The sequence below is a fragment of the Streptomyces specialis genome (assembly GCF_001493375.1).
GTDB lineage: Bacteria > Actinomycetota > Actinomycetes > Streptomycetales > Streptomycetaceae > Streptomyces > Streptomyces specialis.
Map to the genome: position 1 here is coordinate 43,490 of NZ_LN929896.1, position 26,087 is coordinate 69,576.

Consider the following 26,087-nt stretch of genomic DNA (forward strand, 5'->3'; position numbering starts at 1 on the left):
CGGGAGGTGAGCCTTTCAGACACGGGACAACTCCCTCGTTCCGAACAGCCCCGCCGGGCGGGCCAGCAGGACCAGGACCATCACGACGTAGGGCGCGATATGGCCGAAGCCGTTGCCCAGGAAGTCGAGTTCGGCGGCGTAGCCGGTGGTCAGGGCCTCCGTGACGCCGACCGTGAGGCCGCCGACGAGGGCGCCGGTGGTGGAGTCCAGGCCGCCGATGATGGCGGCGGGGAACGCGGCCAGGGCGACCTCGCCGGTGGCCCGGTCCAGGCCGGAGGTGGGGAACACGGACAGGAACAGCGCCGCGACGGCGGCCAGCGCCCCGGCCACGGCCCACGCGGAGGAGGAGACGCGGCCCAGGCGGATGCCCATCAGCGCGGCGGTCTCCCGGTTCTCGGCCGCCGCCCGCATCGCCACCCCCCACGAGGTCCAGCGGAACGCCGCAAGGAACAGCCCGATGAGCAGTGCGGCGGTGACGAACGCCGCCACCCTGGTCTGCGGCACCGTCACCGAACCGACCGTCACCAGCGCGTCGCCCCACGGGTCGTCGTAGGTGAGGATGTCCGGGCCGATACGGCGGGCGAGTTCGGTCAGCAGGACGATGTCGATGCCGATGGTGACGATCGCCAGCACGCTGTGGTCCGCACCCCGGTAGCGGCGGATCACCGCCCACTCCAGCAGCGCGCCCAGCGTGGCGGCCCCGGCGACACCGGCCAGCAGCGCGGCCCAGAACCCGACGGACTCCTGGGCGCGGACCGCGATGTACCCGCCGGCCAGCAGCAGGGACGCGTGGGCGAAGTTCACCACCTCGGTCGACTTGAAGATGATCACGAACCCGAGCGCGATCAGCGCGTACACCGCGCCCAGCGACAGGCCGTGCACGAGGTATTCCAGGAAGGCGGTCATCTCGGTGTCTCCGTCTCCTGGTGCTCGCCGAGGTAGGCGCGCACGACCTCGGGGTCGTTCTGCACCTCCCCCGGCGTCCCTTCGGCGATCTTGCGGCCGAAGTCCAGCACGGTGACCGTGTCGGCCAGGCGCATGACTACTCCCATGTCGTGTTCCACCAGCAGCACCGACAGGCCCAGGCTGTCGCGGACGGAGGCGATGAGCGCGGCGGTGTGCTGTCGTTCGGTCGGGTTCATCCCGGCGATGGGCTCGTCCAGCAGCAGCACGTCCGGCTCCATGCACAGCGCCCGGCCCAGCTCCACGAGCTTCTGCACCCCGTAGGGCAGCAGCCCGGCCGGCGCGTCCAGATACGGCTCCAGGCCGAGGAACGCCGCGATCTCCCGCATGCGTTCGGTGTGCCGCCCGGCCTCCCGGGCCGCCCGCGGCAGCCGCAGACCGGACGCGAGGATGCCGGAACGGGTCAGCCGGTGCCGGCCCAGCAGCAGCGTGTCGGCGACCGTGCTGTGCGCGGACAACGCCAGGTTCTGGAACGTGCGGGCCACCCCGAGCGAGGCGATGGCGTGCGGGGTCTCGCGCGTCAGCTCACGCCCGCCCAGCCGGACACTGCCGGAGGTGGCCCGGTAGACACCGGACAGCACGTTGAAACAGGTCGACTTGCCCGCACCGTTCGGCCCGATCAACGCGTGCACCGTGCCCGGCGCGACGGTGAACCCCACGCCGTCCAGCGCGGTCAGACCCGCGAACCGCACGGTGAGGCCGGTGACGGTCAGCGGCTGCGGCCCGTTCACGCCGACCACCTGCTCAGCGCCGGGCGCGCCGTGCCGGCCGCGACGGCCGCCCCGGTCTCGGTGGCGGCGTCCTCGTCGGCCACGCCCAGGTAGCGGCGGCGCACCTCGTCGCTGGCGGCCAGCTCGTCCGCGTCGCCGGCCAGCGCCACCCGCCCGTTCTCCAGCACACACGCGGTGGACGCCAGCTTCAGCGCCAGCGCCGCGTTCTGCTCGACCAGCAGCACCGACGTGCCCTGCGCGTTGATCTCGCGGACCGTCCGCGCGATGCGCGTGGTCATCAGCGGGGACAGACCCAGCGACGGCTCGTCCAGCAGCAGCAGCCGCGGCCCGGCCATCAGCGCCCGGCCCATCGCCAGCATCTGCTGCTCACCCCCCGACAGCAGCCCGGCCCGCTGGTGCGCACGCTCGGCCAGTACCGGGAACAGCTCGTGCACCCGCTTCAAGGCCGCCCGCACCGCCGCCCGGCCGCCCCGCGCGCCGAGCGCACCGGCCCGCAGATTGTCCGCCACGGTCATCCGCGCGAACACCTGCCGCCCCTCGGGCACCTGCACCACCCCGGCCGCCACGATCCGCGCCGGGGCCACACCGTGCAGCCGGTCCTCGCCCAGGGCGACCGAGCCTTCCGTGACGGCGCCGCCGTGGAAGCGCAAGGTGCCCGAGACCGCCCGCAAGAGGGTGGACTTCCCGGCACCGTTCGCACCCAGCACAGCCGTCACCGCCCCGTCGGGCACCTCCACATCGACACCGGTCAACGCGCGCACCGGGCCGTAATCCACGCACAGCCCGCGCACCCGCAGTACGGCAGCCGTCATCGGCTGGCTCCTCTCGCCGGAAGGTGAGCCACCATCCAGCACCGCGTTCGCGGGACCGTCCATGGAGCGCGGGGGAATCGCTGCCGGAAACCAACGGGCACGGCGCCGGGCTGTGCGCGTGCACAACCGGGGTGGACGGCCGCGGCGGAACGGTTGTCGGCGGGGCGTAGCAGAATGGCCCGCATGGAGCTGACCAAGAAGGGCCACGCCTGCGTCCGGCTGACCGAGGAGGGGCGGACCCTCGTCATCGACCCGGGGGCGTTCAGCGAGGAGGACGCGGCGGCCGGCGCGGACGCGCTGCTGGTGACGCACGAGCACATCGACCACTTCGACGAGGGGCGGCTGCGGGTCGCCCTGGAGGCGGACCCGGCGGTCGAGCTGTGGACGGTGGCCAGCGTCGCGGACCAGCTCTCCGCGGCGTTCCCCGGGCGGGTGCACACGGTGGGCGCGGGGGACACGTTCACCGCGGCCGGGTTCGAGGTGGAGGTCCACGGCGAGCTGCACGCCGTGATCCACCCCGACCTGCCGCGCGTCGCGAACGCCGGCTTCGTCATCGACGGCGACGTCTTCCACCCCGGCGACGCGCTGACCGTGCCCGGTCGCCCGGTGGGCACGCTGCTGCTGCCCGTGCACGCCCCGTGGAACAAGTTCTCCGAGGTCGTGGACTATGTCAGGGAGGTCCGGCCGGCGCGCGCCGTCGCGGTGCACGACGGGCTGCTCTCCGACATCGGCCACCTGATCTACGGGCGGAACATGGGCCCGCAGGGCCCGGGGATCGGCGGCGCGGCGTACGCGCGGCTCGTCCCCGGCGAGTCGACCGCCCTCTGAGCACCCTTCGTTCGGGAGATCCCATGCGTATCGCCACCTGGAACATCAACTCGATCACCGTCCGCGTCGACCGGCTGCTGGCCTGGCTGGAGCGCAGCGGCACCGACGTGCTCTGCCTCCAGGAGCTGAAGTGCGACGAGGCGGCCTTCCCCGCCGAGCGCCTGCGGGAGGCGGGGTACGAGGCGGCGGTCAACGCCGACGGCCGGTGGAACGGGGTGGCGGTGCTCTCCCGAGTCGGCCTGGAGGAGGTGGAGAGCGGGCTGCGCGGCGGCCCCGAGTTCGACGGCAAGGCCGAGCCGCGGGCGGTCGGCGCGACATGCGGCGGGGTCCGCGTCTGGTCGGTGTACGTGCCGAACGGCCGGGAGGTCGGGCATCCGCACTTCGCCTACAAGCTGCGGTGGCTGGCCGCGCTGCGGGACACGGTCGCCGGGGACGCGGCGGGCGCGCGGCCGTTCGCGGTGCTGGGCGACTTCAACGTCGCCCCGGCGGACGAGGACGTCCACGACATCACCCAGTTCGAGGGCGCCACGCATGTGACGGACGTGGAGCGCGCCGCGCTGGCCGCGCTGCGGGAGACGGGCCTGTCGGACGTGGTGCCCCGCCCGCTCAAGTACGAGCACCCGTACACCTATTGGGACTACCGGCAGCTCTGCTTCCCCAAGAACCGGGGGATGCGCATCGACTTGGTCTACGGGAACGGCGCGTTCGCCGGCGCGGTCAAGGACGCGTATGTGGACCGTGAGGAGCGCAAGGGCAAGGGCGCGTCCGACCACGCCCCGGTGGTCGTGGACCTCGACCCGAGCTGACGAGCCGGCACCGGGTCGCGCGCCCTGTGGTGCCGGGCCGCCCCGAGGTGGGACCCTGGGCCGCATGAACATCCCTTTCCTGGACAACTGGCGCAAGAGGCCCGGCGCGACGGCGACCGGCGCCTGGTCGGATCCCGAAGGGGTGGCGCGGCTCCTGTCGGAGTGCGATCTGCTGCGGGACCGCGCCGAGCGGGACGGTGTGGTGCTCGGTGACAGCCCGGTCTCCCTGGAGGCGCTGGACCAGCTTCTCCCCCGCTGGCGGGACGACCCGGAGGAGCTGCCCCGGCTGGCGAACGACGCGGGACTGTATCTGGGCACCGTGATCGTGCGGACCGTGCCCGGGGCGCACTGGGGGCCGGGGCCGGACGGGCGGCCCATCGTGGTCATGGCCTCGGGCCGCGAGGTGGACGTGGTGGCCGCGGGCCAGGAGTGGGCGGACACCGGCTCCCCCGAACTGTCCCAGGTGTACGCCGAGGTCGCCGAGGACTAGCGTCGGCCGGGGCGGCCGGGTCAGCCGGGGCGGCCGTTGAAGGTGATCGCGTACTCCAGCCGCCAGCGGTCGCCGAGGACCACGGTGTCGGAGGTCTCCACCGGGCGGTCGTCCGCGTCGTAGTGGGTCCGCTCGACGGCCGTCACGCACTGCCCGGGGACACAGCCGAGCGCCTCGGCCTCCGGGCTGGTCGCCGGGCGGGAGCCGACGATCTCCTTGGCGTGCACGACCTGGATGCCGATGGCCGCGAACCGGCCGCGCACGCCGCGTCTGGCGTAGGGCCCGCGCTCGGGAAACGCCACCTCGGTGCCCTCGGTCAGGGCCAACGGCTCCCAGCTCGTGACCAGTTGAAGCGGGCGGCGATCGGCCAGGTACTCGTACTGGGTGCACATCACGCGCTCGCCGGGGCGGACCCGCAGCCGCTCGGCGATGCCCGCCGGGGCGACCGTGCTGGTGGAGGTCGCCTCCCAGGCGAGATCGGGCTCCTTGTCCCGGAGCCGGTCCTGGACACTGATCCTGGCGGCCAGCGGCGAATCGTCCGCGTCCGGGCAGCGGACCAGGGCGCCGATCGGCTCGCGGTCGCTGACGAAGACACCCCGCCCGAACTGGCCAGTGGCATATCCGGCGGCCTTCAGCACGCGCACCGCGCGGTCCACCGTCTGGTCGCTGGCCTTGTAGGTGCGCTTGAGCTCGGCCCGGGAAGGAATCCGCGCCCCCACCACGAGCACGCCCTCGTCGATCTGCTCCCGCAGGTCATCGGCGATCCGCTGGTACACCGGCCGGCCGTCGCCCATCCGCGTCTCCCTTCGCAGGCTGTGCGTTCCGCTGGTATCCCCGTGCCCAGGCTACGTCACACGGCGTCAGAGATCCTTACTAGTGGTGAGCTTCGGGCATGAGGTTATGACACCCGGTGCCACCCCCTCGACCACCCCGCCCGACAAGACGGCCTCCCGGCGCACAGTGGCTGCCGGGTGGATGCCCTTCGCCCGGTGAGCCTTCGCCGTGGGCGGCGACGCAAGCCGGCCGAGGCGGCACTCGACGGCGAAGCTGAAGGGATATGCCGCCGTTCCCGCACGGGTCACGTCACGCCCCAGCGGCTCGCCTCCGCACGCACCGCTGGTCTCGCCCCACACGCCGACATTCGTCCAACGCTCGGATTCCCCGGCCCGTCTCCTCCACGGCTCTCACACGTCCGGGCCCGGGGCGGCGAGGAACGCCAGAAGCTCCTCGAACAGCAGCTTTGTCGCCTGCTCTTCCTGCGGGCCACTCATGTCGTCCATGGTCCGTACCTCCTCCGGGGCGGTGGCGAGCTTCGCGATCAGTTCCGCCCAATGGAGATTGCCCCCGCGTCCCAGGCGTCCGGCCAGACGGGCCGAGAAACCATCGAGCAACTGCCCACCCGTCGCGGTGTTGTAGCCGTTCACAAACGCCACGAACTCGCGATAGCCACGGAGCGCGTAGGCATTCGGGCGCCTTCGGACATCAGTGATGACGTGTGTGAAATTCACGGTGACTTCCCCGCTCGTGCGTCGCGGTGGTTACAGGTCGAGGCGCTCCAGCAGCCGTGCCGCCCAAAAGGCGGACCGCCCGGCGAGCCGGGTGGTTCAGCCACCTCGGTCCTGTCAAGTTGCCTCAGAAACTCGACGGATGCAGGAAAATCAGCACTCAGGATACGTTCTAAAACCTCCCTCTCGTTCCGTTTGAGAGGTCGCGGAAGCTTAGGATGTATGATTCTGCCTCGCTGTTGAGATAACCCGTCACGATCCGGCCGCTTCGGATATCTGTCGGGAATAAATACCGCTCCCCATCCTCGGGATGCCGTTGACCGTCACGTCTCTCTATCGTTGTGGCCGGTCCTTGCCCTTCGTCAAACGGCGTCCCTGAGAAGTGAGGTCAGCCGCCTGGCTCCCTCATCCGGATCACCGAGCGACCTCCGGCGGGGATTGAACGGGGCCCATCCGGACAAAAGAAGACCATTCGGTAGGTGCTTGACGTCACCATCGGCAAACAGTTTCTCCAGACGAGATACCGTGGAAGGCCGACCTCTAAGGAGCGATTCCGACACAAAGAATTCGGTAGAGAGAGGTGCATCGAAGGCCTTCAAGCCCGACGGCGTGGGCAAGGTCTTCTCAACCGCGATCATGCCGTAGTGCGGCTCACACTCACTGATCATCCTCTGGAATATCTCGCGCGTCCAGGTACCGATGGCGAGCGCCGAATCGCGATCTCGATCGCTCCATAGGATTTCGGGAATCCCCAGAACATCAGCGGCCATGGATACGCTGATCGGGTGCCGCTCGGCCCCCTTTTTCCACTGATACTCAACCAGCACTTTGCCCAGATCTCGGTGCGAGTATGCCACCCTCACCGCCCGGAGGCCAACGTGGCGTCCGGCGATGAGTTCACGCACATTGCGAAGCCCCGGACTGCGTAGCTTCCTCGCACCGCCCAGATCGGACAGCAACTCGAACTGCTGGCAGCGTGGGGCTACTTCTACCAAGTCTTGGAGGGAGCACTCCAGACCGGCAACGACCTCGCAAACCCGCTGGAAGGTCGTCATCTCAGGCTCATGGCTATAGATGGCTGTCAGTAGGTGTGGTGGTTCGAGATACATGTCGGACATCGTCACTTCCCGAGCAGTGAGAGCATGGCCGAAAGCTGTCGGCTGTTGGGCACGAAAGCGGTCACGAGATCACCGGACGTGCGATCGAACTGCACAGCGAACCATTTGTTGTCGATCCGTGCCAGATATGCGTGCGTCTCGGTGGCGCCCGTACTCCAGGGAATCCTATGGCTGCTATGGGAAGTACGTTCGATGAGGTCTCTCCATTCATCCATCTGTGTCGACCGGTTCGGTTCCCCACCGAACCATTGTGCCGCGTGCCTGTCGAAAGAGTGATCCAGCCCGTGCTGGGTGATTTGCGGCGCGGGATACGGCGTGAGCCCCAGGGGGTCGGTCCAGGTGCTGGCTCTTATACCCATCTGACGCTGCCGACGAAGAGGATAGTGGAGATCTCGGGGGGCGCCGGATCATTCAAAAAAAAAAAAAAGGAAGAAAGAGGAAAGGAGAGGAGGAGAATAGCACAGAGAAGACGCATGACAGTGATAGAGCTGAGGACAAGAGGAGGAATACGGGGCTGTTTCGGGGTCGTAGTGACGGTTCAGGTTGTAGTGGAGGCCCGTTTCCGGGTCGTGGTATTGGCCGGGGAAGCGGAGCGGGGTGTAGGCCGTGCTGGTTCTGGCCCAGGTGGTCGTGCCCCAGAGGGTGGCGCGGGTGTGCCAGGCCAGGTTGCCGGTTTCGTCGATGAGTTCGGTGGGCGTGCCGATCAGGTCGGTGGCGATCGCGAAGAAGCGTTCGTCGACGAGGGATTGATCGGCGTCCGCCGTCAGAAGGCGCTCGGTCTGGGCCAGGGGGCTGCGGCCTCGGTGGTCCCAGGTGAGGGTGACGAGGTGCGGCAGGTCGGCTGAGGTGATGGTCTGTTCGATGAGGGTGGTGCCGTCCCAGCCGAACCGGATCTCCTCCGCCACCGATGAACCGTCCGGCGTGAGGCGTTGTTTGGCGGTGCGGCGGCCGAGGGGGTCGTACAGGTAGCGCCAGCGGGTGCCGTCCGGGGTGGTGACGGTGGTGAGGCGGTCCTCGGCGTCCCATTCGTAGCGCCAGGTGTCGGGCTTCCGGGAGAGGCGGGTCTTCTGGCGCAGGACGACGCGTCCGGCGTCGTCGTACGCGTAGCGCATGCGGCCCGCGCGCAGCAGGCGGGTGCCGGTGTAGGCGCGGTCGCCGGTGGCCGCCGCGCCGGGGTGGTCGGTGGGCCACGAGGCCGAGGTCTGGTTCCCGGCCGCGTCGTAGGCGTACGTCTCGGTCCAGCCGTCCGCGTGGACGCCCGTGACCCGGCCGATCGGGTCCAGGCCGTACTCGTAGGAGCCGCGCAGGGCGTCGTGGAGGCCGGTGAGGTGGCCGTCCGGCCGGTAGGTGTAGGCGCGGTGGTTGAGGGTGCGGGTGCCGGCGGTGAGGTGCTGGGTGGCCAGGCGGCCGGCTTGGTCCCAGGTCGAGGTCAGGGTGAGGGCGTCATCGATGACGCGTTCCAGTTCGTTCCCACGTGCGTCGTGGGTGAAGGCGATGCGGTGGCCGCCGGTGGTGAGGTGGTCGGGGCGCCCGGCGGAGTCGTAGCCGTAGGTGGTGAGCTGCCCGGTGGGGGTGAGGCGGCGGGTGCGGCGGCCGAGGGGGTCGTAGGCGTAGGTGGTGGCGTGGCCGTCGGCCAGCTCGGTCTTGAGCAGGCCCCGGCGGTCGTACTGGTGGATCAGCGTGCTGTCCGGGTTCGCGGCGTGCACGAGGCGTCCGGCCGGGTCGTAGGCGAACGTGGTGACCCGCCCGGCGGCGTCCTTGCGGATCACCCGGCCGAGCGGGTCGTACTCATACGCGATCGTCTCGCCGAGCGGCGTGGTGCGGGCCACGAGCTGTCCGGCGGGGTCGAGGGTGTAACGCGGGGTGCGGCCGTCGAAGTCGGTTTCCGAGACCAGGCGGCCCACCGGGTCGTAGGCGTAACTCCAGGTCAGCCCTTGGGGGTTGGTGACCTCGGTCAGGCGCAGCCCGGCGTCGTAGGCGAACGTGTGGCGGGCGCCGTCCGGGTCGGTGCGGGCGGCCAGGAGGTCGAAGTGGGTGTACTCGAAGCGGGTGACCTGGCCCAGGGCGTCGGTGTGGCGGACGCAGTTGCCCTCGCCGTCGTAACTCCAGCTCTCCTCGGCGCCGTTGGCGTCCGCCCGGCGGGTGAGGCGCCCTTCCGGCGTCCACTCCAGGCGGGTGGTGGCGCCCAGGGCGTCGGTGACGGCGATGGGGCGGCCGAACGCGTCCCGCTCGTAGCGCGTCGAGCCGCCGAGGGAGTCGGTGATCTCCAGCGGCAGGCCCGCCGCGTCGCACCGCACCCGCGTGACGGCGCCCAACCCGTCGGTGACCGAGGCGAGATGGCCGTGGGTGTCGTAGGTGAAGCGGGTGGTGTGGCCCAGGACGTCGGTGACGGCGGTGCGGTTGCCGCACGCGTCGTACTCCTGCCGCCATACCGCGCCGTCCGGGCCGGTGACCGTGACGGGCAGGCCGTGGTCGTTGTACGTGGCGGTCGTCCCGGAGCCGTCGGGCAGGGTGACGGCGGCCAGGCGCCCGGCCTCGTCGTAGCCGAACGCGGTGGTGCGGCCGAGGGCGTCGGTGCGGGCGACCACGCGGCCGGCGTCGTCGTAGTCGGTGCGGGTGGTGTGGCCCAGGGCGTCGGTGGTGGCCAGGACGCGGCACCGGGCGTCGATCAGGTGGCGGGTCGTGTGACCCTCGGCCGTGGTCAGGGTGGTGACGCGGTGGCCCGTCCCGGGGTCCGGCGCGGAGTAGGTGAGCGAGACCCGCAGGTGGCCGTCCTCGCCGCCCTCGGCGACGACCCGGTCGCGGTCGTCGTAGACGTAGTCGTAACGGCGCTGGTTGGAGTCGATCCACGCGGTCACCCGGCGGTGCTCGTCGTAGACGAACGTCAGGGTGGAGCCGGGGGACTTGGTGACGGTGGTGAGGTTCCCGTCGGTGTAGCCGTACCGGACCAGCGGCGCCTCCACACCCGCCAGGGACAACGCCGTGATCCGGCCGTCCTCGCGGGTGAGGCGTACGACGTAGCCGCCGGAGTGGACCAGAGCCGTGGGGGTGCCGTCGGCGCCGCGCTCGACGGTGATGGTGTGGCCGTTGCGGTCGTCGATCTGGACGAGCCAGGCGTCGCCGTCCCCGCCGGGTTCCGTCCCGGGCGGGGCGGTGAAGTGGCGCACCAGGCCGGTGTCCGGGTCGGTGACGGTGTAGTCGCCCGCCGCGTCACGGGTCAGCGCGCGGCGCGCGGTGCCCGATTCGGGCAGGGTCGACAGGCCGGGCGCGGGGTGCGGATACGTCAGCAGCAGCCCGTCCGCGGTGACGTGGATGACGCCTTTCGCGTCGATCTCCAGGCGTTCGTCCACCGTGGAGGACCAGGAAGGGCCGAAGAAGCGGCCCGCCGTGTAGCCGGACTCCACCCGGCGGGTGAACACCAGCGGCAGCGCGCCGGGCAGCGCCACGTCGGTCTGCGGCAGGAACATCCGTCCCGAGGCCAGGTCCACCGGGTCGGTGCCCTCGGTGACGCGCTCGGGCTCCGGGCGATCGTGGGTGCCCGGCGGCGCGTCGTCGGCCAGCCGGCGGGCCCGGTCGGCGTCCCCGGCCAGATCCGCCGCGTCCCCGGCCAGCCGCGTCGCCCTCACGCCCGCGCCCGCGCCGCCCGTCGCCACCGTCAGCGCCACATCGGGAACGAGACGGCCGAGGCCCTCGGCCGGGTCCCTCGTGAAGTCGGAGACCATCTGGCGTCCGGCGCCCAGCGGATCGTTCGCGACCTGCACCAGCCCGGCCGCCGTGCTGTTCAGATTGGTCAGGTACTCCGCCGGGTGCGTCAGGTTGTACGGGTCCAGCGGGTTCACGCCGCGCGCGAAGGTGACCAGCCCGGCCGTGCCCCGCAGGATGCCGCCCTCGAAGTGGGTGTACATCACCGGCAGTTCCGCCAGGCCGTCGCCGACCTGCTCGGCGTACGACGGCTTCGGTGGCGCCGCGTCCCGCGCCTCCCGGATCGCCGAACGGGCTGTCTCCGCCGCCTCGTTGCGCTGCCGCCTGGCCTCCGCCAGGATCTCCTGCGCCTCCTCCATCAGGGACAGGCCCGGATCGGAGAACTCCCCCGGCCGTGCCGGCAACGACGCCGGGTCCCGCTCATCGGCCGGCTGCGCGTTGTACCGGTCGACGGCCTGGTTGTACGCGTCCACCGCCGCGTTGTGCGCGTCCATCGCCTCCTCGGACGCCCGCGTGCCCTCCCGCCACAGGTCGATGGCGACCTGCGCCTGGCCCTGGGCCCACTCCACCGTTCCCGCGAACGACTCCAGCGCCCCGGCCGCCCGTTCACACGCCTCCGCCGCCCGTAACCACTTCGGCGGCTCGATCGACACCCGCTCGCGGAACGCGTCCGCCGTCTCCCCGCGCAGCGAGTCCGAGTCCAGCCCTCCGAGCCCCGCGCCCACATCCGCGAACGACCGCTGGAAATCGCGCAGATGGGAAACGTTGGCGCGCAACGTGCCCGGACTGCCGTAAATCAGCTTCGTGTTGTCCTCGGTCTGCCCGAGATCCAGCTCGTCGGTCTCGGCACCCATCCGGTTCGCCAGCGAACGGGACTGCTCCCGCACCCAGTCGGCGCCGGACTCCCAGCCCACGTCCCCCAGCCGCTGCGTCTTATACACATCTCCGAGCCCAAGGGGGGGGTGGGCGGGGGGGGGGGAAGGACGGGGCGCTAACCTGTGCGGCGGCGGCGTGAGGGGTGGATAAGAGTCAGGGCCTGCTCCGGCGACGGCCCGGACGTGTCGGCGCCGAGCAGGCCGTCGAGGATGTCCGCGTTCCGCCCGCCCGTGCCCTCCGTCAGCAGCGCCTGCCCGGTGTCACGCCAGGTCTGCTCCGCGTCCCGCGCGAGCTGCCCGAACGACTCACCGCTGTAGTCGGGGTCCAGCGCGTCCGGAGTCAGCGTCTCGCTCCAGCTCTGCGCCGCGACCTCCTCCTCGGAGGCATACGGATTCCCCACCAGCGCGTTGGCGCCGATCCTCATCGTGGCCTGGATGTACTGCTCTTCCTCCCACAACAGCCCGGCCGCGAGCCCCAGTTCGGCCGCGATGGTGTTCGCGTCCTGGACCAGTGCCCGGACGCCCCACTCCCACCGCTCGCAGAAGTCCTCGAAATCGACCGACAGTCCGTGGTGCCCGGCCTCCATGCCGGTCATCGCCAGCTCCGAGAAGCCCTTGCCGAGCACCGAGCCCGTGCCGGTCCCGACCTCCCGCAGCTCACCGACCGCGCCCCGCAACCCCTCGGTGATCCGCCGGACACTCTCCTCATCGACCCGCAGATCCGGCCCGTCACCCATCAGATCCGCCCTCCCCGCACGACCTTTGGCGCCACGCTAGTGCAGCGCACCGCGACGGGACCAGAGCGGACGGTGAGCGGTCTCAGCCGCCGTAGGTGTCGATGCCGGCGATCAGCCACGTGCCGTCGCGGTGGACCGCCTCGACGGTCAGTACGGCCGGGCCGTGGAGGGTCTCGCTCTCGTCGTCGGCGCGGGCGCTGGTCTGGTCGGCGTAGATCAGGAGCCGGGCGCGGTCGCCCTCCAGGATCTCCACCCCGGCGTGCGTCACGGTCGTCGTCAGCACCATGCGCTCCTCCTCGCCCACCTCACGGACCGGGGCGAGCAGCGTCTCGTGCTGCTCGACGGCTTCGCCGGTGAGCCACTCCTCGGCGGCGGCGTCCGTGTCCTCCGGGGAGGCGTAGTCGTAGGAGAAGAGCGAGTTGATCGCGTCGGAGACGGTGCCGATGACCTCGCTGGTGGCGGCCGTGTCGCTGAGGGCCGTGTTGCGCAGGGCGGGGTCGTCCTTCAGGCTGTCGGCCTTGGCACTGGCCCACAGGGCGTAGCCGCCGAGGAGGACGGCGACCAGGCCGAGGATCGCGGGCAGGAGCAGCCTGGAGCGGCCCGTCCGTTCACCGGCGGCCTTCCGCTCCCGCTTCCGCTCCGCGCGCTGTGCCTTCGCGCGGGCCTTGTCGTCCCGGTCCTTCTTGTCCCGGTCCTTCTTGTCGTTCCGGTCCGGTTCCGGGCGGCGCGGCTTCTTCGGGTCCTCCTGCCGGGGCGGCGGCGCGGTGTCCGTACGTGACGCCAGGCGGCGCCGGCGGTTCACGAGGTGGCGCGTCATCGACATGGTGTGGTCCTTCCGGCCGTGGTCTCGCTCGTCATCCTGCGGCCGTCAGCCGACCGGGGCCTGGTCGAGTCCGCTGATCTTCCAGCCCTCGGAGGTCCTGGTCAGCTCGCCCAGCATACGGCTCGTCTTGGTGTCCGGTTCCTCGTCGGGCAGCGTCACCGTGATGCGGACGGCGACGATGACCCCGGCCCGGCCGGCCCGTTCGTCCAGCTCGGTCACGGCCGCGGACACGACTTCGGCGGTGGTGACGCTCTCGGCCTGCCCGACCTGCTCGGCGAACGCGTCCCGGCCCTCCTCCAACTGCTCGTGGAGGTCGCCGGTGGTGGAGTCCAGCCACAGGTCCATGCCGGCGTCGAAGTCGGCGTGGTCGAGGGTGTTGAGGTTCTGCACGCCCTGCCTGGCCGCGGCCAGCGCGTCGTCCCGGGCCTTCGCGAAGTCGGCGGTCTCGTCGTGGGACGCGTCGTACCAGGAGAAGGTGGCGCCGGTCGCGCCGATCGCGGCGACGAGGGCCAGCAGCAGCGCCGTCACCAGCAGCGCGTTCTTCCGCAGCGTTCGCACCATGTCCTGTCCGGCCTTTCTCGTTGCGAGGTCCTACCTCGACGTGATCTCGGTGACCTGCCAGCGGTCCTCGCCCCGCTGGGCCGTCACCGAGAGCTGGGCCGCCGTGGTCGTGGGGTCCTCCCCCGCTCGCTCGGCGACCTGGTCCAGGAAGACCAGCAGGTGCGCGCGGTCCTCGGTGAGGTCGCGGACACCCGCCCGCACCACGGTGGTGGTGAGGGTGAGCTGCTGGTCGGCGGCCAGGTCCCTGACCTCCGCCATCAGCTCGCTGTACTCCTCGGCCGCCGGGCCCGCCAGCAGCTCCCCGGCCCTGCGTTCGGTTTCCTCGATGGTCTCGGGAGTGTACGAGAATACGGTGCGGAGGATGTCGGTGACCTCCCCGGCCACGGCGTCCGTCGCGTCGGCGTCGGCGAGAGCCAGATTGCCCGTCGCGCCCGAGTCCTCCAGTTGCGCGGCCCGGACGAAGAGGCCGACACCGGCGAGCAGGGTCAGCGCCAGCAGCGCGGCGACGACGATCCGGGCGGAGGGCAGCCGCCCGCGCCGGCGGCGCCGACGACCGCGCCGGGACGGCGGACGGCCGTCGTCGGCCGCCGCGTCGACGTCGCCGGTGCCCTCGTCGTTGTCGTCACCGTTGTCGTGGACGTCTGGTTCCGTGACGGGTCGGGATGTGCTCACTGGTCGCTCCTCTCGCTTCCCGGTCAGCTCTCGTCCGCGGCGGTGGTGAGCGCGGTGAGGGAGGTGAGCTTCCAGCCGTCGTCGGTGTGGCCGAGACCGGCCTCGAACCGCTTGCGGTCGGTGGTCGCCTCCCCGCCGCGCGGGGTGGACTCGACCCGGACGCTGGCGATCATGCGGGCGGTTCCGGCCCTGGTGTCGAGCTGGAGCAGGGCGGCGTCGGTGACGGTGGCGCGGGTGGTGGTGCCGACCTCGGTCAGCACCTCGGCGCTCTCGTCGTTCTCCCGCGCCAGCTCCTCGTGCAGGGCGCCGCCGGTGGCGTCCAGCCACGCGGCGAGGCCGTCCTCGACGTCGTCGGCGTCCATGCTGTTGAGCCGCTCGATGTGCCGCTCCCCCGCGTCCAGCACGGCGTCGCGGGTCTTGGCGAACTCCAGCGGCTCGTCGCCGCTGGTGTCCCAGTAGCTGTACGCCGAGTACGCGGTGAACACCACGATCGCCGCCGCCACGACCCACACCAGCGCCTTGCGGACCAGGCTCATCAGTTGCCTCCCATCCCCAGCAGGTCACCCATCCCGGAGGAACCGGAGTCGGAGCCGGAGTCCCCGCCGGTGCCGGGCAGGCCCAGGGCGCCCGGCAGCTCGCCGCCGCCGCCCGCCCGCAGCGAGCCGGGGACAGCCGGGTCGGGCACGCCGCCGCCGTACGGGGCGTTCTGGGAGCCGCGGACGTTCTGGCCGCTGCTGGGCGATGCGGTGCATGACGCCTCAGTGTTCAACGGCGCGGACGACGTGTCCAGACCGTTGCGGTACGTCGTCCCGCCGTAACCCTGGGTGCAGGGCAGCGGCTGGAAGAACGTGACGGCCATGCCCGCGTTGACACCGTTGGGCGTGACCGCGGTCGAACCGGCGGCCACCACGCGCGGCGCCTGGACGAGGAGCTGCTCGAAGCCGTTCTGCCGGGTCACCATCAGGTCGGAGGTGGTCAGCAGGTTCGCGACGAGCACGCTCAGGCCGGGGTCGACGTCCCGCAGCAGGCCGGAGACCTGCGCGGCGGCGCCGGGGGCGGCCTCGATGACGTTCCGCAGGTCGCTGTCGGAGTCCGCGAGCTGGGCGCTCAGTTCGGCGGCCCCGGCGGCGAACTCGCGCAGCGCGTCACCCTGTTCGGCCTGCGTCGCCAGGACGGTCTGGGAGTCCACGACGAGTTCCACGGTCTCCGGCAGGGCCTCGTCGGCGGCCTGCACGAACTCGTGCTCGGCGTCCAGCATGTCGCCGAGGTTCTCGCCCTGGCCCTCCAGCGCGGTGCCCAGCTCGTCCATGACGGTCCGAAGCGAGTCCAGCGGCACGGACTCCACCATGTCGTTGAGACTGCTGAGCATGTCGGTGACGGGCGCCGGGGTCTCGGTGTCGCCGACCGGGATGACCGTGTCGCTGTCGATGTACGGCGCGCTGTCGGTGCGCGGGCGCAGGTCGAGGTACTGCTCGCCGATGGCGGACAGGCTGGCGACCGTGGCCGTCGAGTCGGCGGGGATGTCGGGGGCCGACTTGTTGATGCGGACGGTGGCCTCGACGCCGTCCTCGGTCAGCTCGATGGAACCGATCCGCCCCACGGACACGCCCCGGTAGGTGACGTCCGCGTTGGGGTAGAGGCCGCCGGTCTCGGCGAGTTCGACCTTCATCTCGAAGTAGTCGCGGATGCCGACGTACCGGCCGACGTCGGCGTAGTTGACGCCGAGGTAGCCGCAGGCGACGGCGCCGATCACCAGGAACGCGACGATCTTCAGGCGGATTGCGAGTGTGAGCATCAGTCATCCCCTCCCACGGAGGGCAGGGGCAGCGAGCTGCTGCGCGTGCTGGAGCCGACCGGCGGCACGATCTCCGTGCCGGGCTCGGCCGCGAGGGTCAGGTAGGCGTTGAGGTAGTCGCCCCGGATACCGTTCATGACCTCGTCGGTGAACGGGTAGGTGGCGAGCACTTCGAGGGATTCCGGCAGGGCCTGGCCGGCGTCGGCCAGGTTCCGCAGGGTCGGCGCGAGGGCCTCCAGGTCGGCGACGATGTCGTCGGCGCTCTGGTTGATGGTGTCGATGGCGACGTCCCCGAGCTGGTCGAGGGAGTCGAGCATGGTCATCAGCGATTCCCGCTGCTCCGCGAGGACTTCCAGGCCGGGGGCCAGGTTCTCCAGGGCGTCCCCGATGGCCTGGTCCCGCGCGGCGAGGGTGGAGGTGAGCCGGTCCATGCCGTGCAGCGCGTCGGTGATGTCCTCGCGGTGCTCGTCCAGGTTGCCGATGAAGACGTCGAGCTGGTCCAGCACCGAGCGGGTCTCGTCCTCGTTGCCCTCCAGCGCGTTGTTGAGTTCCTCGCTGATGGTCTGGATCTGGTCGACGCCACCGCCGTTGAGGACAAGGGACAGCGCCCCGAAGACCTCCTCCACCTCGGCGTTCCGGTTGGTGTTGGCGACGGGGATCACGGCGCCGTTCTCCAGGCTGCCCTCGGCCTCCTCGGGCGAGGAGAGCTGGACGAACTTCTCGCCGAGCAGGCTCGCCTGCTCGACCGAGGCGAAGGCGTTCGCGGGCAGCTCGATGTCGCCGTTGACCTCCATGGTGACCAGGGCGTTCCAGCCGTCGTCGGAGATGCCGATCTCGGTGACCCGGCCCACGGCCACGTCGTTGACCTTGACCGTCGAGTGCGGCACGAGGCTGAGCACGTCCTCGAACTCGGCGGTGATGGTGTACGGGTGGCTGCCGAGGTCGGCGCCGCCGGGCAGCGGCAGGTCCGCCACCGTCGGCAGCTCCGACAGGTTCACGCTGGACGCCGTGACGACGACGATCACCGCGAGGCCGACCGCGCCGGCCCCGGCGGCTATCCGTGGTCCGCGCTTCACTGGCCGGTCCCCTCGTCGAAGCGGTAGACCGAGCCCTCCGCGGCCAGCGGGACGAACTGCGTCTGCGCGGAGTTGGTGACCGGGATCATGCTCACCTCGTTGAGGTTGGCACGCGTGTCGAACGTGCCGGTGCTCGGGTTGTAGGCGTTGAGGACGTTGTCCAGGGCCAGCGGCGCGGTGTCCATCATCTCGGCCAGCGACGCGCGCTGGTCCACGAGGGTCTGGGTGACCGCGGCGAGGTCGTTGACGTTGGCGGCCAGCGCCTCACGGTTGTCGCCGATGAACGTCTCGACCTGGCCGAGGGCGGTGCCGAGCAGTTCCAGGGACTGGCCCAGCTCGTCGCTGTCCTCGGCGAGGAAGCCGGCGACCTCGGCGAGCTGCTGCTCCGCCTGCTGGACGCCGTCGTCGTTCTCGCTGAGCATGCTGGTGAACTGCTGGAGGTTCACGATGGTGCCGAACAGGTCGTCGCTGCTGTCGGCCAGGGTGCCGGCCGCGGCGCCGAACTGCTCGATGGTCGAGCCCAGGGCCTGACCGTTGCCCACCAGGTTCTCGGCGCCGACGTCCAGCATGTCGGACAGCGCGCCGTTCTGGTTGGCGCCCTCGGGGCCGAGGGCGTCGCTGAGGGACGTGAGGCTCTCGTACAGGTCGTCCACCTCGAGCGGCACGGCGGTCCGCTCCAGGGGGATGACGGCCCGGTTCTCGATCTCCGCGCCCTCGGTGTAGGCCGGGGTGAGCTGGATGTACCGGTCGGCGACGATGCTCGGGTAGATGACCAGCGCCTCGGCGTCCGCCGGGATCTTCACCCCGTCGTCGACGCGGAGCTGGACCCGGACCTGGGTGCCTTCCGGCTCCACGGCCTGCACCGAGCCGACCTTGACGCCCAGCACGCGGACGTCGGAGCCCTCGTGGACGCCGACGGCCCGGTCGAAGAAGGCCGTGATCGTCTTGCCGCCCCCGCCGCCGATGCTGATCAGGCCGGTGCCCCAGCCCAGCAGGAACGCCAGCACGATGCCCACCAGGGGTATCACGACGCGCTTGCGCTTGAAGAACGTCATCATTGACCGCCTCCGGGCCTGGGCGGCATGCAACCGGACTCGGGTGCGGTGCCGGGGGGCATGTAGCTGGACGGCACGAGGCCGCAGGCGTAGATGTCGAGCCACTGGCCGTTGCCGACGGTGTTGCCGACGAGCCGGTAGTACGGGCCGGCCGTGGCCAGCACGGCGTCGAGCTGCTCCTGGTTGTCCAGCAGCACGTCGGTGACCTGGTTGAGGGCGTCCAGCGTGGGCTGGATCTGCGCGTTGTTGTCCTCGACGATGCCGCTGAGGGTCTCGCTGAGCTGCCCGGTGTTGACGAACAGCGCGTGGATGGCGTCGCGCCGCTGCCGGACCTCCTCCAGCAGCACGTTGCCGTCCTGGATCAGCGTCTCGAACGCGTCGCTCTGCTCGGCGAGGACCCCGGAGACGACATCGGCGCTCTCCAGGAGGTTCGCCAGCTCGGCGTCGCGGGAGGCGATGGTCTCCGACAGGGCGGACATGCCCTCCAGGACGTCACCGACCTCGGGCGAGGTGTTCTCGAAGGTGTCCGCGATGGTCGCGAAGCTCTCCGCGATGGCGTCGGTGTCCAGCTCGCCGACCTGCTCGCCCAACTGCTGGAACGCCTCGGTCACGTCGTACGGCGAGGCGGTCCGGGACGAGGGGATCCGCTCGTCCGGGTCCTGCTCCTCGGAGCCGAGCGGGTCCAGGGCCAGGTACTTCGAGCCCAGCAGCGTCTTGATGCCGATGGCGACGCGGCTGGAGTCGCCCACCCAGGCGTCCTCGACGCGGAAGCTGACCTTCACCCGGTCGCCGTCGAGATCGACACCGGTGACCTCACCGACCCGCACGCCCGCGATCCGCACCTCGTCGCCGGTCCGCAGACCGGCGGCCTCGGTGAAGTCCGCGGTGTACTCGGTGCCGCCGCCGATCAGCGGCAGCGAGTCGGCGCGGTAGGCGCCGAGGCAGAGCAGGGCGCACAGCGTGAGGCCGACGACGCCGACGACCAGCGTGTTCCACTCGTTGAGCGGCTTGATCCGGCCGCGCAGGGCGCCGAAGCGCGGCGGTCGCAGCCGCCTGGTGCCGCTCATGACCGGCACCGCGATTCGGTGATGGGCAGGCCGGTGGGCGGGCTGCTGCCGTCCCAGGTGGACACGCCGGTCACGGTCGCCTCGCAGAGGTAGGCGTTGAACCACGAGCCGTAGGAGGCGAGCCGGGCGATCGACTCCATCTTCTCGGGCGTGTTCTGGAGGAAGTTCTCCAGGAGCGGGGCGTTCTCCGCGAGGTTGCCGGAGAGCCGGCCCAACTCGGCGATGTCCTGCCGGAGCGGCTCACGGCTCTCCTCCAGGAGTCCCGCCGTGCTGACGGAGAGGTCGCCCATCGCCTGGATCGCGTCGCCCAGCGGCTCGCGGTCCGCGGCGAATCCGGAGACCAGCTCCTGCGTCGTGGCAACCAATTCGGTGAAGTCCTCTTCGCGTTCGTTGAGGGTGTCCAGGACGGTGTTGAGGTTCTCGATCACCTCGCCGATCACCTCGTCCTCGGCCGCCAGGGTCGTGGTGAGCGACCCGACGTGGCTGAGCAGGCTGGTCATGGTGCCGCCCTCGCCCTGGAGCACCTGGACGATCTCTGCGGCGAGCTGGTTCGTCTCCTCCGGGTCGAGGCCCCGGAACAGCGGCTGGAACCCGTTGAAGAGCTGCGTCAGGTCCAGCGCGGGCGTGGTGCGTTCCAGCGGGATGGTCTCGCCGGGCTCCATGCTGCTGCCGACCTCGCCGGTGCCCTGCCCGAGGGAGATGTACCGCTGGCCGACCATGTTGAGGTAGCGGACGGCGGCCGTCGCGGACGACGGCAGCTCGCGGCCCTTCTCCACCGTGAAGGTCACCTCGGCGTACCGGCGGTCGATGACCTCGATCCCGGTGACCTCCCCGACCTGCACGCCCGCGATGCGGACGCTGTCGCCGTCGGCCAGACCGGTGGTGTCGGTGAAGACGGCCCGGTACGACTCCGCCTCGCCGACACCGCTGCTGCCGACGCTGACGGCGAGCACCAGGGTGGACAGCGCGGTGACCAGGACGAAGATCAGCGACTTGATCAGCGGGGAGGCTATGCCTGCGCGGTTCACCGGAGCTCCACCTCCGTCCCGCGGAACGCCGGGCCGGCCAGCAGGCTCGACCACTCCGGCAGGTCGGCGGCCGCGGTGCCGCCGTCGGCGGCCAGCAGCTCGTTCACCAGCTCGCTCTCCTGCTCGGAGTTGGGCAGACCCAGACCGCCCTCGGTGCCCTGGAACGTGGCGCCGCTGACGTACGGCGTGCCGTAGCACTGGGGTCCGCCGCCGGCGCCGTAGCTCGGCGTGTCACCGGGGCCGTAGGCGCCCCGGGACGGAACGGTCTGGACGTTGATGTGCAGGCCCGGCTCGTTGGTGCCCGCGCCCAGGGCCTGGTCCATGACGGGCACGAAGTCCGAGAGCATCTGGAGCGTGCAGGGGAAGGACGGGGAGTACTCCCGCAGCAGGTCCAGGGTCGGGCGGCTGGTTTCGGCCAGGCGGATGATGTTCTCCTGGTTCGAGCGCAGGAAGGTGTTGAGGTCCTGCGAGGTGGTGGTCACCGCTTGGTACAGCGAGCTGAGGTTGCCGCGCTCCTCGGCGATGGTGGCGCTGGTGACCGAGAAGTCGTTGAGCGCGTCCACGATGTCCGGCGCGGTGTCGGCGTAGAGGTTGCTGACCTCGACGAGCCGGCTGATGTCCTCGTTGAGCGCCGGGAGCTGCGGGTTGATCACGGCGAGCTGCTGGTCGAGCGTCACGATCGTCTCGCCGAGGTCGGTGCCCCGGCCGTCGAGCGCGGTCGCCATCGCGGTGAGGATGGAGGACATCTTCTGCGGCTGGAGGGCGTTCAGCGCGGGCAGCAGGTTGTCCAGGGCGTCGTTGATCTCGATCGCGTTGGAGCTGCGGTCCTGCGTGATGACGGTGCCCTCGGCGAGCGTGCTCGGTCCGGCGTCCGCGGCGGGGATCAGCGCGACGTACCGCTCACCGAACAGCGTGGTGGGCAGAAGCTGCGCGGAGACGTCGGCGGGAATGTCGTCCATCGAACCGGGCTTCATGGCCAGGGTCAGCGTGGCGCCGTCGGCGTCCGCGGTGACGTCCTGCACCTCCCCGACGATGACCCCGCGCAGCTTCACGTCGGCGTGCGGGCGCATGTCGTTGCCCGCGACATCGGTCTCGACGACGACCAGATCGACGTCGGTGAACTCCTTGTTGTAGACCGCCACGCACAGCCAGATCAGCAGGGCGGGGATCAGCAGGAACGCGACACCGGCGAGGCGTCGGCGTCCGGTGTCCGAGCGCCGGAGGCGTGGTCCCGCGGGGGACGGCACGGCCGGCTGGGGGGCGGTGGGGCGCAGTATCGTCGTCATCCGGTCACTCGCACGGTCGTCGTCGTTCCCCACACGGCCAGGCTGAGGAAGAAGTCGGTGATGCCGATCAGCACGATCGCGGTACGGACCGAGCGGCCCACGGCGACGCCGACGCCGGCGGGGCCGCCGGACGCGTTGAAGCCGTAGTAGCAGTGGGCCAGGATGACCAGCACGCTGAAGAGGATGACCTTCATGAAGGACAGCAGGACGTCCGTGGGCGACAGGAACAGATTGAAGTAGTGGTCGTAGGTGCCCGTGGACTGCCCGGCCGAGATGATCGTGACGGTGCGGGACGCCAGGTAGGAGCTGAGGAGCCCGATGGCGTACAGCGGGATGATCGCGATGACGCCGGCCACCAGGCGGGTGCTGACGAGGTAGGGCATGCTGCGCACGCCCATGCTCTCCAGCGCGTCGACTTCCTCGTTGATGCGCATCGCGCCGAGCTGGGCGGTGAACCCGGCGCCGATGGTGGAGGACAGACAGAGCCCGGCGACCAGCGGCGCGATCTCGCGGGTGTTGAAGTAGGCCGACACGAAGCCGGTGAGGGCCTCGGTGCCGATCTGGTTCAGCGCGGCGTAGCCCTGGAGGCCGACGACCATGCCGGTGGCCAGGGTCAGGGCGACCATGACACCGATCGTGCCGCCGATGACGCTGAGGCCACCGGAGCCGAACGCGACTTCCGCGAGGAGGCGCTGGACCTCCTTGAAGTAGCGGCGCGTGGCGCGCGGCATCCACAGGATCGCGCGCACGTAGAAGATGAGCTGGTCGCCGGGCTTCTCCAGCCAGGAGAAGAGCCGGTCCGCGCCGAACCGGCGCGGCGGCCTGGCGGATCCGCCCCCGGTGGGGGGCAGCTCCGCGGTGTCCTGGTTCTTGTCCAGCAGTGCCACGGTCAGCCTCCCTTCGGCGGGACGATCTGCAGATAGATGGCGGTCATGATCAGGTTGATCCCGAACAGCAGCGTGAAGGAGATGACGACGGACTGGTTCACGGCGTCGCCGACACCCTTCGGGCCGCCGCTGGGGTTGAGGCCGCGGTGGGCGGCGACGATTCCGGCGACGAACCCGAAGATGATGGCCTTCAGCTCACTGACGTAGATGTCGGGGAGCTGGGCGAGCGAGTTGAAGCTCGACACGTAGGCGCCGGGCGTGCCTTCCTGCAGCACCACGTTGAAGAAGTAGCCGCCGACCGTGCCGACCACCGACACGAGGCCGTTGAGAAGCACGGCGACGAGGACGGTGGCCAGCACGCGGGGAACGATGAGGCGCTGCACCGGGGAGACGCCCATGACCTCCATGGCGTCCAGTTCTTCGCGGATCTTGCGGGAGCCCAGGTCGGCGCAGATCGCCGAGCCGGCCACGCCGGACACCAGCAGGGCCACGATGAGCGGGCTGGCCTGCTGGAGCACGGCGAGGACGCTGGCGCCACCGGTGAACGACTGGGCGCCGAACTGCTCGGTGAGCGAACCGACCTGGAGCGCGATCACGGCGCCGAACGGAATGGCGACCAGACACGCCGGCAGGATCGTCACACTCGCGATGAACCAGAACTGCTCGATGAACTCACGGACCTGGAAGGGCCGTTTGAACATGAGCTTCAGGACGGACAGCGCCAGGAGGAACATGTCCCCGGTCTGCCGGAGCAGGCCGAGCCCTGGCAGCGGTCGCCTGGGCGCCTTCACGGAAGGAGCGGTCACTGCCACTGTCCTCCGCTGGGCAGCAGGTTCTCCTCGACGGCGCGGCGGGCGGCGTCGGGCATCTGGTTGAGCATGCTCATCACCCGCTTCTTGCGGCGCAGCACGGCCATCCGGGGCGGCAGGCCGGGCGTCGGCTCCAGTTGCGGGGCGACGGCCCGTATCTGGTCGGGCCGGATCGCGGTGAGGCCGTTGCGGGTCTCCATCGCGATGGTGGCGGCGTCCTTCTCCTCGGCCATGCCGATGGGGCCGGCGCGGCTGCCGCTGAGGAACTGGGCCACGACGGGCTCGGTGCTGGTGAGGAGCAGTTCGCGCGGGCCGAAGGTGACGAGCCTGCGGCGGAAGAGCATGCCCATGTTGTCGGGCACGGTGTTCGCGATCTCCAGGTTGTGCGTGACGATCAGCATCGTCGCGTCGATCTGCGCGTTGAGATCGATCAGGAGCTGCGAGAGGTACGAAGTACGCACGGGGTCGAGGCCGGAGTCCGGCTCGTCACAGAGAATGATCTGCGGGTCCAGCACCAGCGCGCGGGCCAGACCGGCACGCTTGCGCATACCGCCGGATATCTCGCCGGGGAGCTTGCGGTCGGCGTTGCCGAGGCCGACCATCTCCATCCGCTCCATGACGATCTTGCGGATCTCGGATTCCTTCTTCTTCGTGTGCTCACGAAGCGGGAACGCGATGTTGTCGAAGAGGGTCATGGACCCGAACAGCGCGCCGTCCTGGAACATGAGGCCGAACTTCTTGCGGGCCTCGAACACGTCCTTGACCGGGCTGTTGACCATGTCCACGCCATCGACGAGCACACGCCCGCGCTCCGGCCGCAGAAGCCCGACCAGGGACTTCAGGAAGACGGTCTTGCCGGTACCGGACGGGCCGAGCATGACACTGACCTCACCCGCAGGCAGGGTAAGCGTCACATCTTCCCAGATGTTCTGCTTTCCGAAGGACTTCGTCAGACCTTCAATGATGACTTCAGTACCCATCACACCTCCCGGGGATGAATCAGTGCTCGGGCAGACTAGGGATGTCGTTCGCTGTGCAAGGGTCGCACAGCGGCCCCTGGTTGAACTTGAGGGCGTTGCCGGGACCGGAGATCGTGGCGGTCAGGAGCGGGTCGAGATCTTCACCGTTCGATCCGCAGCCGGTGAAGGGGGGAATCTCGACCTCGCCGCTGAGCGGACCGCCCATGAACAGGTCGTAACCGGAACCGGCCGTGAGGACAGTATCCATAGGCCGGGCCGACCGGCAGTTCGGACCGACGTCGAGCGGCACTCCATTGATCTCTACATCGGAAACGCGCAGCGTCTGGTAGTAGCCGACGGTAGTCGTCTCACCAACGGTGAAGACCGATGCCGGTTCCGCGTCGAACGCGACGGTCGCGGTGACCGGCGCGAATCCGAAGCTGAGGAACGTGGACCGGACCGGCGCGAAGTCGAGCTGCACCACTGTGCCCTGCACGAACTGTCCGCTGTCCTCATCCGGATAGACCCACATGGCGGCCCGCACACTGCCTGCCCTGGGGTTCTGCGACGGGTCGTTGACGATCGCGGCGCCGTTCTGCTTGGTGACGTCGGCGAACCCTACGGCGTAGGTGCAGTAGGGCGTCCCCTCGGAGACCTCGCCGGCATCCGGCGACGGATCCGGCAGCCTGATGCCCTCGGGGAGACGATCCGGATCCGGCTGAACGGAAGCCGGAAGGTCCGGACAGTCTTCCAGCAGCGGGCGGACCTCGTCGGCCTGGGCGTCCGCTTCGGGGTTGTCCTCCGCGCCCTCGCGGGCCTGGCCCTCGATCTCGGGGGTTGATTCCCCTTCTTCTGTCGCCTCTTCCTCCTCGCCGCCGGAGACCTCGACCGTGGCCAGGCGGAGGTCTTCCTCCGCCTGGGCCGGGTCGGGGGCGCACTCGACGGGTGCGGGGGAATCGGCGCCGTCGACCTGGAAGGTGAGGACCAGATCGCCGGCCGAGAAGGTCACGTCGCCGGCGACGGCGGGGGTGATCTCGGGGCCGGTGCCCTGGTACGTCAGCGACAGGTCCTGGCCGGCGGGCGGCACGGTGGCGAGCTCCGCGCTGAGCGCGGGCCACTGGGCCGACGTGGTTCCGCCGTTCTGCGTGACGGTCGTGGTGAGTGCGGCCTCGCTGCCGAAGGTCTCGGCTCCGGAAGTCAGCAGGTCCCCGGTCACGTCCTGCGGCAGGGTCGCGCGCACGGTCATGTCACCAGGGGTGAACGGGCGGCCGGCCTCGCCGGCCACGGGGAAGACGCCGGCGAAGCCAACCTCGACCGCCCGGCTACCTGAGGGAAAGACGCACTGGTAGACGACCGTCTTGTCCACGTCCTGGTTGTCACTGGCTGAGCCCTGGGCCTGGAAGAAGCCGATGACCAGGGCACCGACTCCGGCGACAGCGGCGAAGCGCACCGCTCGACGTCGGTTGAATGCACCTTGCATCTTTAGTCTCCTCGGCGACGAC

At 70.4% G+C, this 26,087-nt stretch carries 26 protein-coding genes; 3 read left to right on the plus strand and 23 right to left on the minus strand.

The features are described 5' to 3' along the window. Positions 1 to 15: 15 nt before the first annotated feature. Genes BN2279_RS18395 through BN2279_RS18405 form a run of 3 tightly spaced genes read right to left on the minus strand, consistent with a single transcriptional unit; the run spans position 16 to position 2,506 of the window. Positions 16 to 906: a branched-chain amino acid ABC transporter permease gene (locus tag BN2279_RS18395; RefSeq protein ID WP_059011057.1), complete on the minus strand. Its 891-nt coding sequence runs from the start codon at positions 904 to 906 to the stop codon at positions 16 to 18. Beyond that, positions 903 to 1,694 carry an ABC transporter ATP-binding protein gene (locus BN2279_RS18400; protein WP_234348003.1) on the minus strand — a complete coding sequence of 264 codons (792 nt, stop codon included), beginning with the start codon at positions 1,692 to 1,694 and terminating at the stop codon, positions 903 to 905. Before BN2279_RS18400 ends, BN2279_RS18395 begins: the two co-directional genes overlap by 4 nt. After that, entirely contained in the window at positions 1,691 to 2,506 is an 816-nt protein-coding gene (locus BN2279_RS18405; RefSeq protein ID WP_059011061.1) for an ABC transporter ATP-binding protein, read from the minus strand. The genes BN2279_RS18400 and BN2279_RS18405 overlap by 4 nt, the downstream gene beginning before the upstream one ends. A gap of 183 nt (positions 2,507 to 2,689) precedes the next feature. On the opposite strand from BN2279_RS18405, the gene BN2279_RS18410 reads away from it, so the two are divergent. The 3 genes from BN2279_RS18410 (at position 2,690) to BN2279_RS18420 (ending at position 4,630) form a co-directional block, all read left to right on the plus strand. Further along, complete coding sequence (locus tag BN2279_RS18410) at positions 2,690 to 3,334, plus strand: MBL fold metallo-hydrolase (protein ID WP_059011063.1); 645 nt, start codon at positions 2,690 to 2,692, stop codon at positions 3,332 to 3,334. Between the two features lie 23 nt (positions 3,335 to 3,357). Next, positions 3,358 to 4,140, plus strand: a complete 783-nt coding sequence (locus BN2279_RS18415; RefSeq protein ID WP_059011065.1) for an exodeoxyribonuclease III — start codon at positions 3,358 to 3,360, stop codon at positions 4,138 to 4,140. Positions 4,141 to 4,204: 64 nt separating this feature from the next. Continuing rightward, positions 4,205 to 4,630 carry a DUF6278 family protein gene (locus BN2279_RS18420; protein WP_059011067.1) on the plus strand — a complete coding sequence of 142 codons (426 nt, stop codon included), beginning with the start codon at positions 4,205 to 4,207 and terminating at the stop codon, positions 4,628 to 4,630. A 20-nt stretch (positions 4,631 to 4,650) separates the two neighbouring features. Here BN2279_RS18420 and BN2279_RS18425 read toward each other — a convergent pair whose 3' ends face one another. From BN2279_RS18425 to BN2279_RS18515, 20 genes are all read right to left on the minus strand, one after another. Continuing rightward, complete coding sequence (locus BN2279_RS18425) at positions 4,651 to 5,424, minus strand: GntR family transcriptional regulator (protein ID WP_059011070.1); 774 nt, start codon at positions 5,422 to 5,424, stop codon at positions 4,651 to 4,653. A gap of 390 nt (positions 5,425 to 5,814) precedes the next feature. Then, the gene (locus BN2279_RS18430) at positions 5,815 to 6,138 is read right to left on the minus strand and encodes a hypothetical protein (protein WP_059011071.1); all 324 of its coding nucleotides are present in this window, start codon (positions 6,136 to 6,138) and stop codon (positions 5,815 to 5,817) included. Positions 6,139 to 6,497: 359 nt separating this feature from the next. Beyond that, positions 6,498 to 7,244 carry a hypothetical protein gene (locus tag BN2279_RS18435; RefSeq protein WP_159037266.1) on the minus strand — a complete coding sequence of 249 codons (747 nt, stop codon included), beginning with the start codon at positions 7,242 to 7,244 and terminating at the stop codon, positions 6,498 to 6,500. Positions 7,245 to 7,255: 11 nt separating this feature from the next. Continuing rightward, positions 7,256 to 7,612: a hypothetical protein gene (locus BN2279_RS29480; protein WP_159037267.1), complete on the minus strand. Its 357-nt coding sequence runs from the start codon at positions 7,610 to 7,612 to the stop codon at positions 7,256 to 7,258. A gap of 48 nt (positions 7,613 to 7,660) precedes the next feature. Beyond that, positions 7,661 to 11,896 (minus strand): putative T7SS-secreted protein, encoded by a 4,236-nt coding sequence (locus BN2279_RS18440; protein ID WP_234348004.1) that lies wholly within the window; start codon positions 11,894 to 11,896, stop codon positions 7,661 to 7,663. Between the two features lie 50 nt (positions 11,897 to 11,946). Beyond that, on the minus strand, positions 11,947 to 12,567 hold the full coding sequence (locus tag BN2279_RS18445; protein WP_199827755.1) for a hypothetical protein: 621 nt from the start codon (positions 12,565 to 12,567) through the stop codon (positions 11,947 to 11,949). Between the two features lie 82 nt (positions 12,568 to 12,649). Further along, the gene (locus tag BN2279_RS18450) at positions 12,650 to 13,390 is read right to left on the minus strand and encodes a hypothetical protein (protein WP_059011079.1); all 741 of its coding nucleotides are present in this window, start codon (positions 13,388 to 13,390) and stop codon (positions 12,650 to 12,652) included. Positions 13,391 to 13,435: 45 nt separating this feature from the next. Beyond that, positions 13,436 to 13,951, minus strand: coding sequence for a nuclear transport factor 2 family protein (locus BN2279_RS18455; RefSeq protein ID WP_059011081.1), 516 nt, complete (start codon positions 13,949 to 13,951; stop codon positions 13,436 to 13,438). Positions 13,952 to 13,981: 30 nt separating this feature from the next. Continuing rightward, entirely contained in the window at positions 13,982 to 14,623 is a 642-nt protein-coding gene (locus BN2279_RS18460) for a hypothetical protein (protein WP_059011082.1), read from the minus strand. Positions 14,624 to 14,646: 23 nt separating this feature from the next. After that, entirely contained in the window at positions 14,647 to 15,159 is a 513-nt protein-coding gene (locus BN2279_RS18465) for a hypothetical protein (protein WP_059011085.1), read from the minus strand. Beyond that, on the minus strand, positions 15,159 to 16,418 hold the full coding sequence (locus BN2279_RS18470; protein ID WP_059011087.1) for an MCE family protein: 1,260 nt from the start codon (positions 16,416 to 16,418) through the stop codon (positions 15,159 to 15,161). The genes BN2279_RS18465 and BN2279_RS18470 overlap by 1 nt, the downstream gene beginning before the upstream one ends. Next, the gene (locus BN2279_RS18475; RefSeq protein ID WP_059011089.1) at positions 16,418 to 17,494 is read right to left on the minus strand and encodes an MCE family protein; all 1,077 of its coding nucleotides are present in this window, start codon (positions 17,492 to 17,494) and stop codon (positions 16,418 to 16,420) included. The genes BN2279_RS18470 and BN2279_RS18475 overlap by 1 nt, the downstream gene beginning before the upstream one ends. Beyond that, positions 17,491 to 18,549, minus strand: coding sequence for an MCE family protein (locus BN2279_RS18480; RefSeq protein ID WP_079032398.1), 1,059 nt, complete (start codon positions 18,547 to 18,549; stop codon positions 17,491 to 17,493). The genes BN2279_RS18475 and BN2279_RS18480 overlap by 4 nt, the downstream gene beginning before the upstream one ends. After that, positions 18,549 to 19,616 carry an MCE family protein gene (locus BN2279_RS18485; RefSeq protein ID WP_059012522.1) on the minus strand — a complete coding sequence of 356 codons (1,068 nt, stop codon included), beginning with the start codon at positions 19,614 to 19,616 and terminating at the stop codon, positions 18,549 to 18,551. The genes BN2279_RS18480 and BN2279_RS18485 overlap by 1 nt, the downstream gene beginning before the upstream one ends. Beyond that, positions 19,613 to 20,644 carry an MCE family protein gene (locus BN2279_RS18490; protein WP_059011094.1) on the minus strand — a complete coding sequence of 344 codons (1,032 nt, stop codon included), beginning with the start codon at positions 20,642 to 20,644 and terminating at the stop codon, positions 19,613 to 19,615. The genes BN2279_RS18485 and BN2279_RS18490 overlap by 4 nt, the downstream gene beginning before the upstream one ends. After that, positions 20,641 to 21,930: an MCE family protein gene (locus BN2279_RS18495; RefSeq protein WP_079032294.1), complete on the minus strand. Its 1,290-nt coding sequence runs from the start codon at positions 21,928 to 21,930 to the stop codon at positions 20,641 to 20,643. Before BN2279_RS18495 ends, BN2279_RS18490 begins: the two co-directional genes overlap by 4 nt. Next, positions 21,927 to 22,712, minus strand: a complete 786-nt coding sequence (locus BN2279_RS18500; protein ID WP_059012528.1) for an MlaE family ABC transporter permease — start codon at positions 22,710 to 22,712, stop codon at positions 21,927 to 21,929. Before BN2279_RS18500 ends, BN2279_RS18495 begins: the two co-directional genes overlap by 4 nt. Positions 22,713 to 22,819: 107 nt before the next feature. Then, positions 22,820 to 23,629 carry an MlaE family ABC transporter permease gene (locus tag BN2279_RS18505; protein ID WP_059011096.1) on the minus strand — a complete coding sequence of 270 codons (810 nt, stop codon included), beginning with the start codon at positions 23,627 to 23,629 and terminating at the stop codon, positions 22,820 to 22,822. Further along, the gene (locus BN2279_RS18510) at positions 23,620 to 24,606 is read right to left on the minus strand and encodes an ABC transporter ATP-binding protein (RefSeq protein ID WP_059011098.1); all 987 of its coding nucleotides are present in this window, start codon (positions 24,604 to 24,606) and stop codon (positions 23,620 to 23,622) included. Before BN2279_RS18510 ends, BN2279_RS18505 begins: the two co-directional genes overlap by 10 nt. Before the next feature lie 19 nt (positions 24,607 to 24,625). Then, positions 24,626 to 25,951, minus strand: a complete 1,326-nt coding sequence (locus BN2279_RS18515) for a DUF6801 domain-containing protein (RefSeq protein WP_159037268.1) — start codon at positions 25,949 to 25,951, stop codon at positions 24,626 to 24,628. Positions 25,952 to 26,087 lie beyond the last annotated feature (136 nt).

What these genes read in the sequence shown, in the direction of transcription:
- BN2279_RS18425 (WP_059011070.1), bottom strand. Translation starts at nt 5,424, where the DNA reads ATGGGCGACGGCCGGCCGGTGTACCAGCGGATCGCCGATGACCTGCGG.
- BN2279_RS18405 (WP_059011061.1), bottom strand. Translation starts at nt 2,506, where the DNA reads ATGACGGCTGCCGTACTGCGGGTGCGCGGGCTGTGCGTGGATTACGGC.
- BN2279_RS18480 (WP_079032398.1), bottom strand. Translation starts at nt 18,549, where the DNA reads ATGACGTTCTTCAAGCGCAAGCGCGTCGTGATACCCCTGGTGGGCATC.
- BN2279_RS18395 (WP_059011057.1), bottom strand. Translation starts at nt 906, where the DNA reads ATGACCGCCTTCCTGGAATACCTCGTGCACGGCCTGTCGCTGGGCGCG.
- BN2279_RS18420 (WP_059011067.1), top strand. Translation starts at nt 4,205, where the DNA reads ATGAACATCCCTTTCCTGGACAACTGGCGCAAGAGGCCCGGCGCGACG.
- BN2279_RS18465 (WP_059011085.1), bottom strand. Translation starts at nt 15,159, where the DNA reads ATGAGCCTGGTCCGCAAGGCGCTGGTGTGGGTCGTGGCGGCGGCGATC.
- BN2279_RS18450 (WP_059011079.1), bottom strand. Translation starts at nt 13,390, where the DNA reads ATGTCGATGACGCGCCACCTCGTGAACCGCCGGCGCCGCCTGGCGTCA.
- BN2279_RS18415 (WP_059011065.1), top strand. Translation starts at nt 3,358, where the DNA reads ATGCGTATCGCCACCTGGAACATCAACTCGATCACCGTCCGCGTCGAC.
- BN2279_RS18445 (WP_199827755.1), bottom strand. Translation starts at nt 12,567, where the DNA reads ATGGGTGACGGGCCGGATCTGCGGGTCGATGAGGAGAGTGTCCGGCGG.
- BN2279_RS18495 (WP_079032294.1), bottom strand. Translation starts at nt 21,930, where the DNA reads ATGACGACGATACTGCGCCCCACCGCCCCCCAGCCGGCCGTGCCGTCC.
- BN2279_RS18455 (WP_059011081.1), bottom strand. Translation starts at nt 13,951, where the DNA reads ATGGTGCGAACGCTGCGGAAGAACGCGCTGCTGGTGACGGCGCTGCTG.
- BN2279_RS18510 (WP_059011098.1), bottom strand. Translation starts at nt 24,606, where the DNA reads ATGGGTACTGAAGTCATCATTGAAGGTCTGACGAAGTCCTTCGGAAAG.
- BN2279_RS18485 (WP_059012522.1), bottom strand. Translation starts at nt 19,616, where the DNA reads ATGAGCGGCACCAGGCGGCTGCGACCGCCGCGCTTCGGCGCCCTGCGC.
- BN2279_RS18470 (WP_059011087.1), bottom strand. Translation starts at nt 16,418, where the DNA reads ATGCTCACACTCGCAATCCGCCTGAAGATCGTCGCGTTCCTGGTGATC.
- BN2279_RS18410 (WP_059011063.1), top strand. Translation starts at nt 2,690, where the DNA reads ATGGAGCTGACCAAGAAGGGCCACGCCTGCGTCCGGCTGACCGAGGAG.
- BN2279_RS29480 (WP_159037267.1), bottom strand. Translation starts at nt 7,612, where the DNA reads ATGGGTATAAGAGCCAGCACCTGGACCGACCCCCTGGGGCTCACGCCG.
- BN2279_RS18435 (WP_159037266.1), bottom strand. Translation starts at nt 7,244, where the DNA reads ATGTATCTCGAACCACCACACCTACTGACAGCCATCTATAGCCATGAG.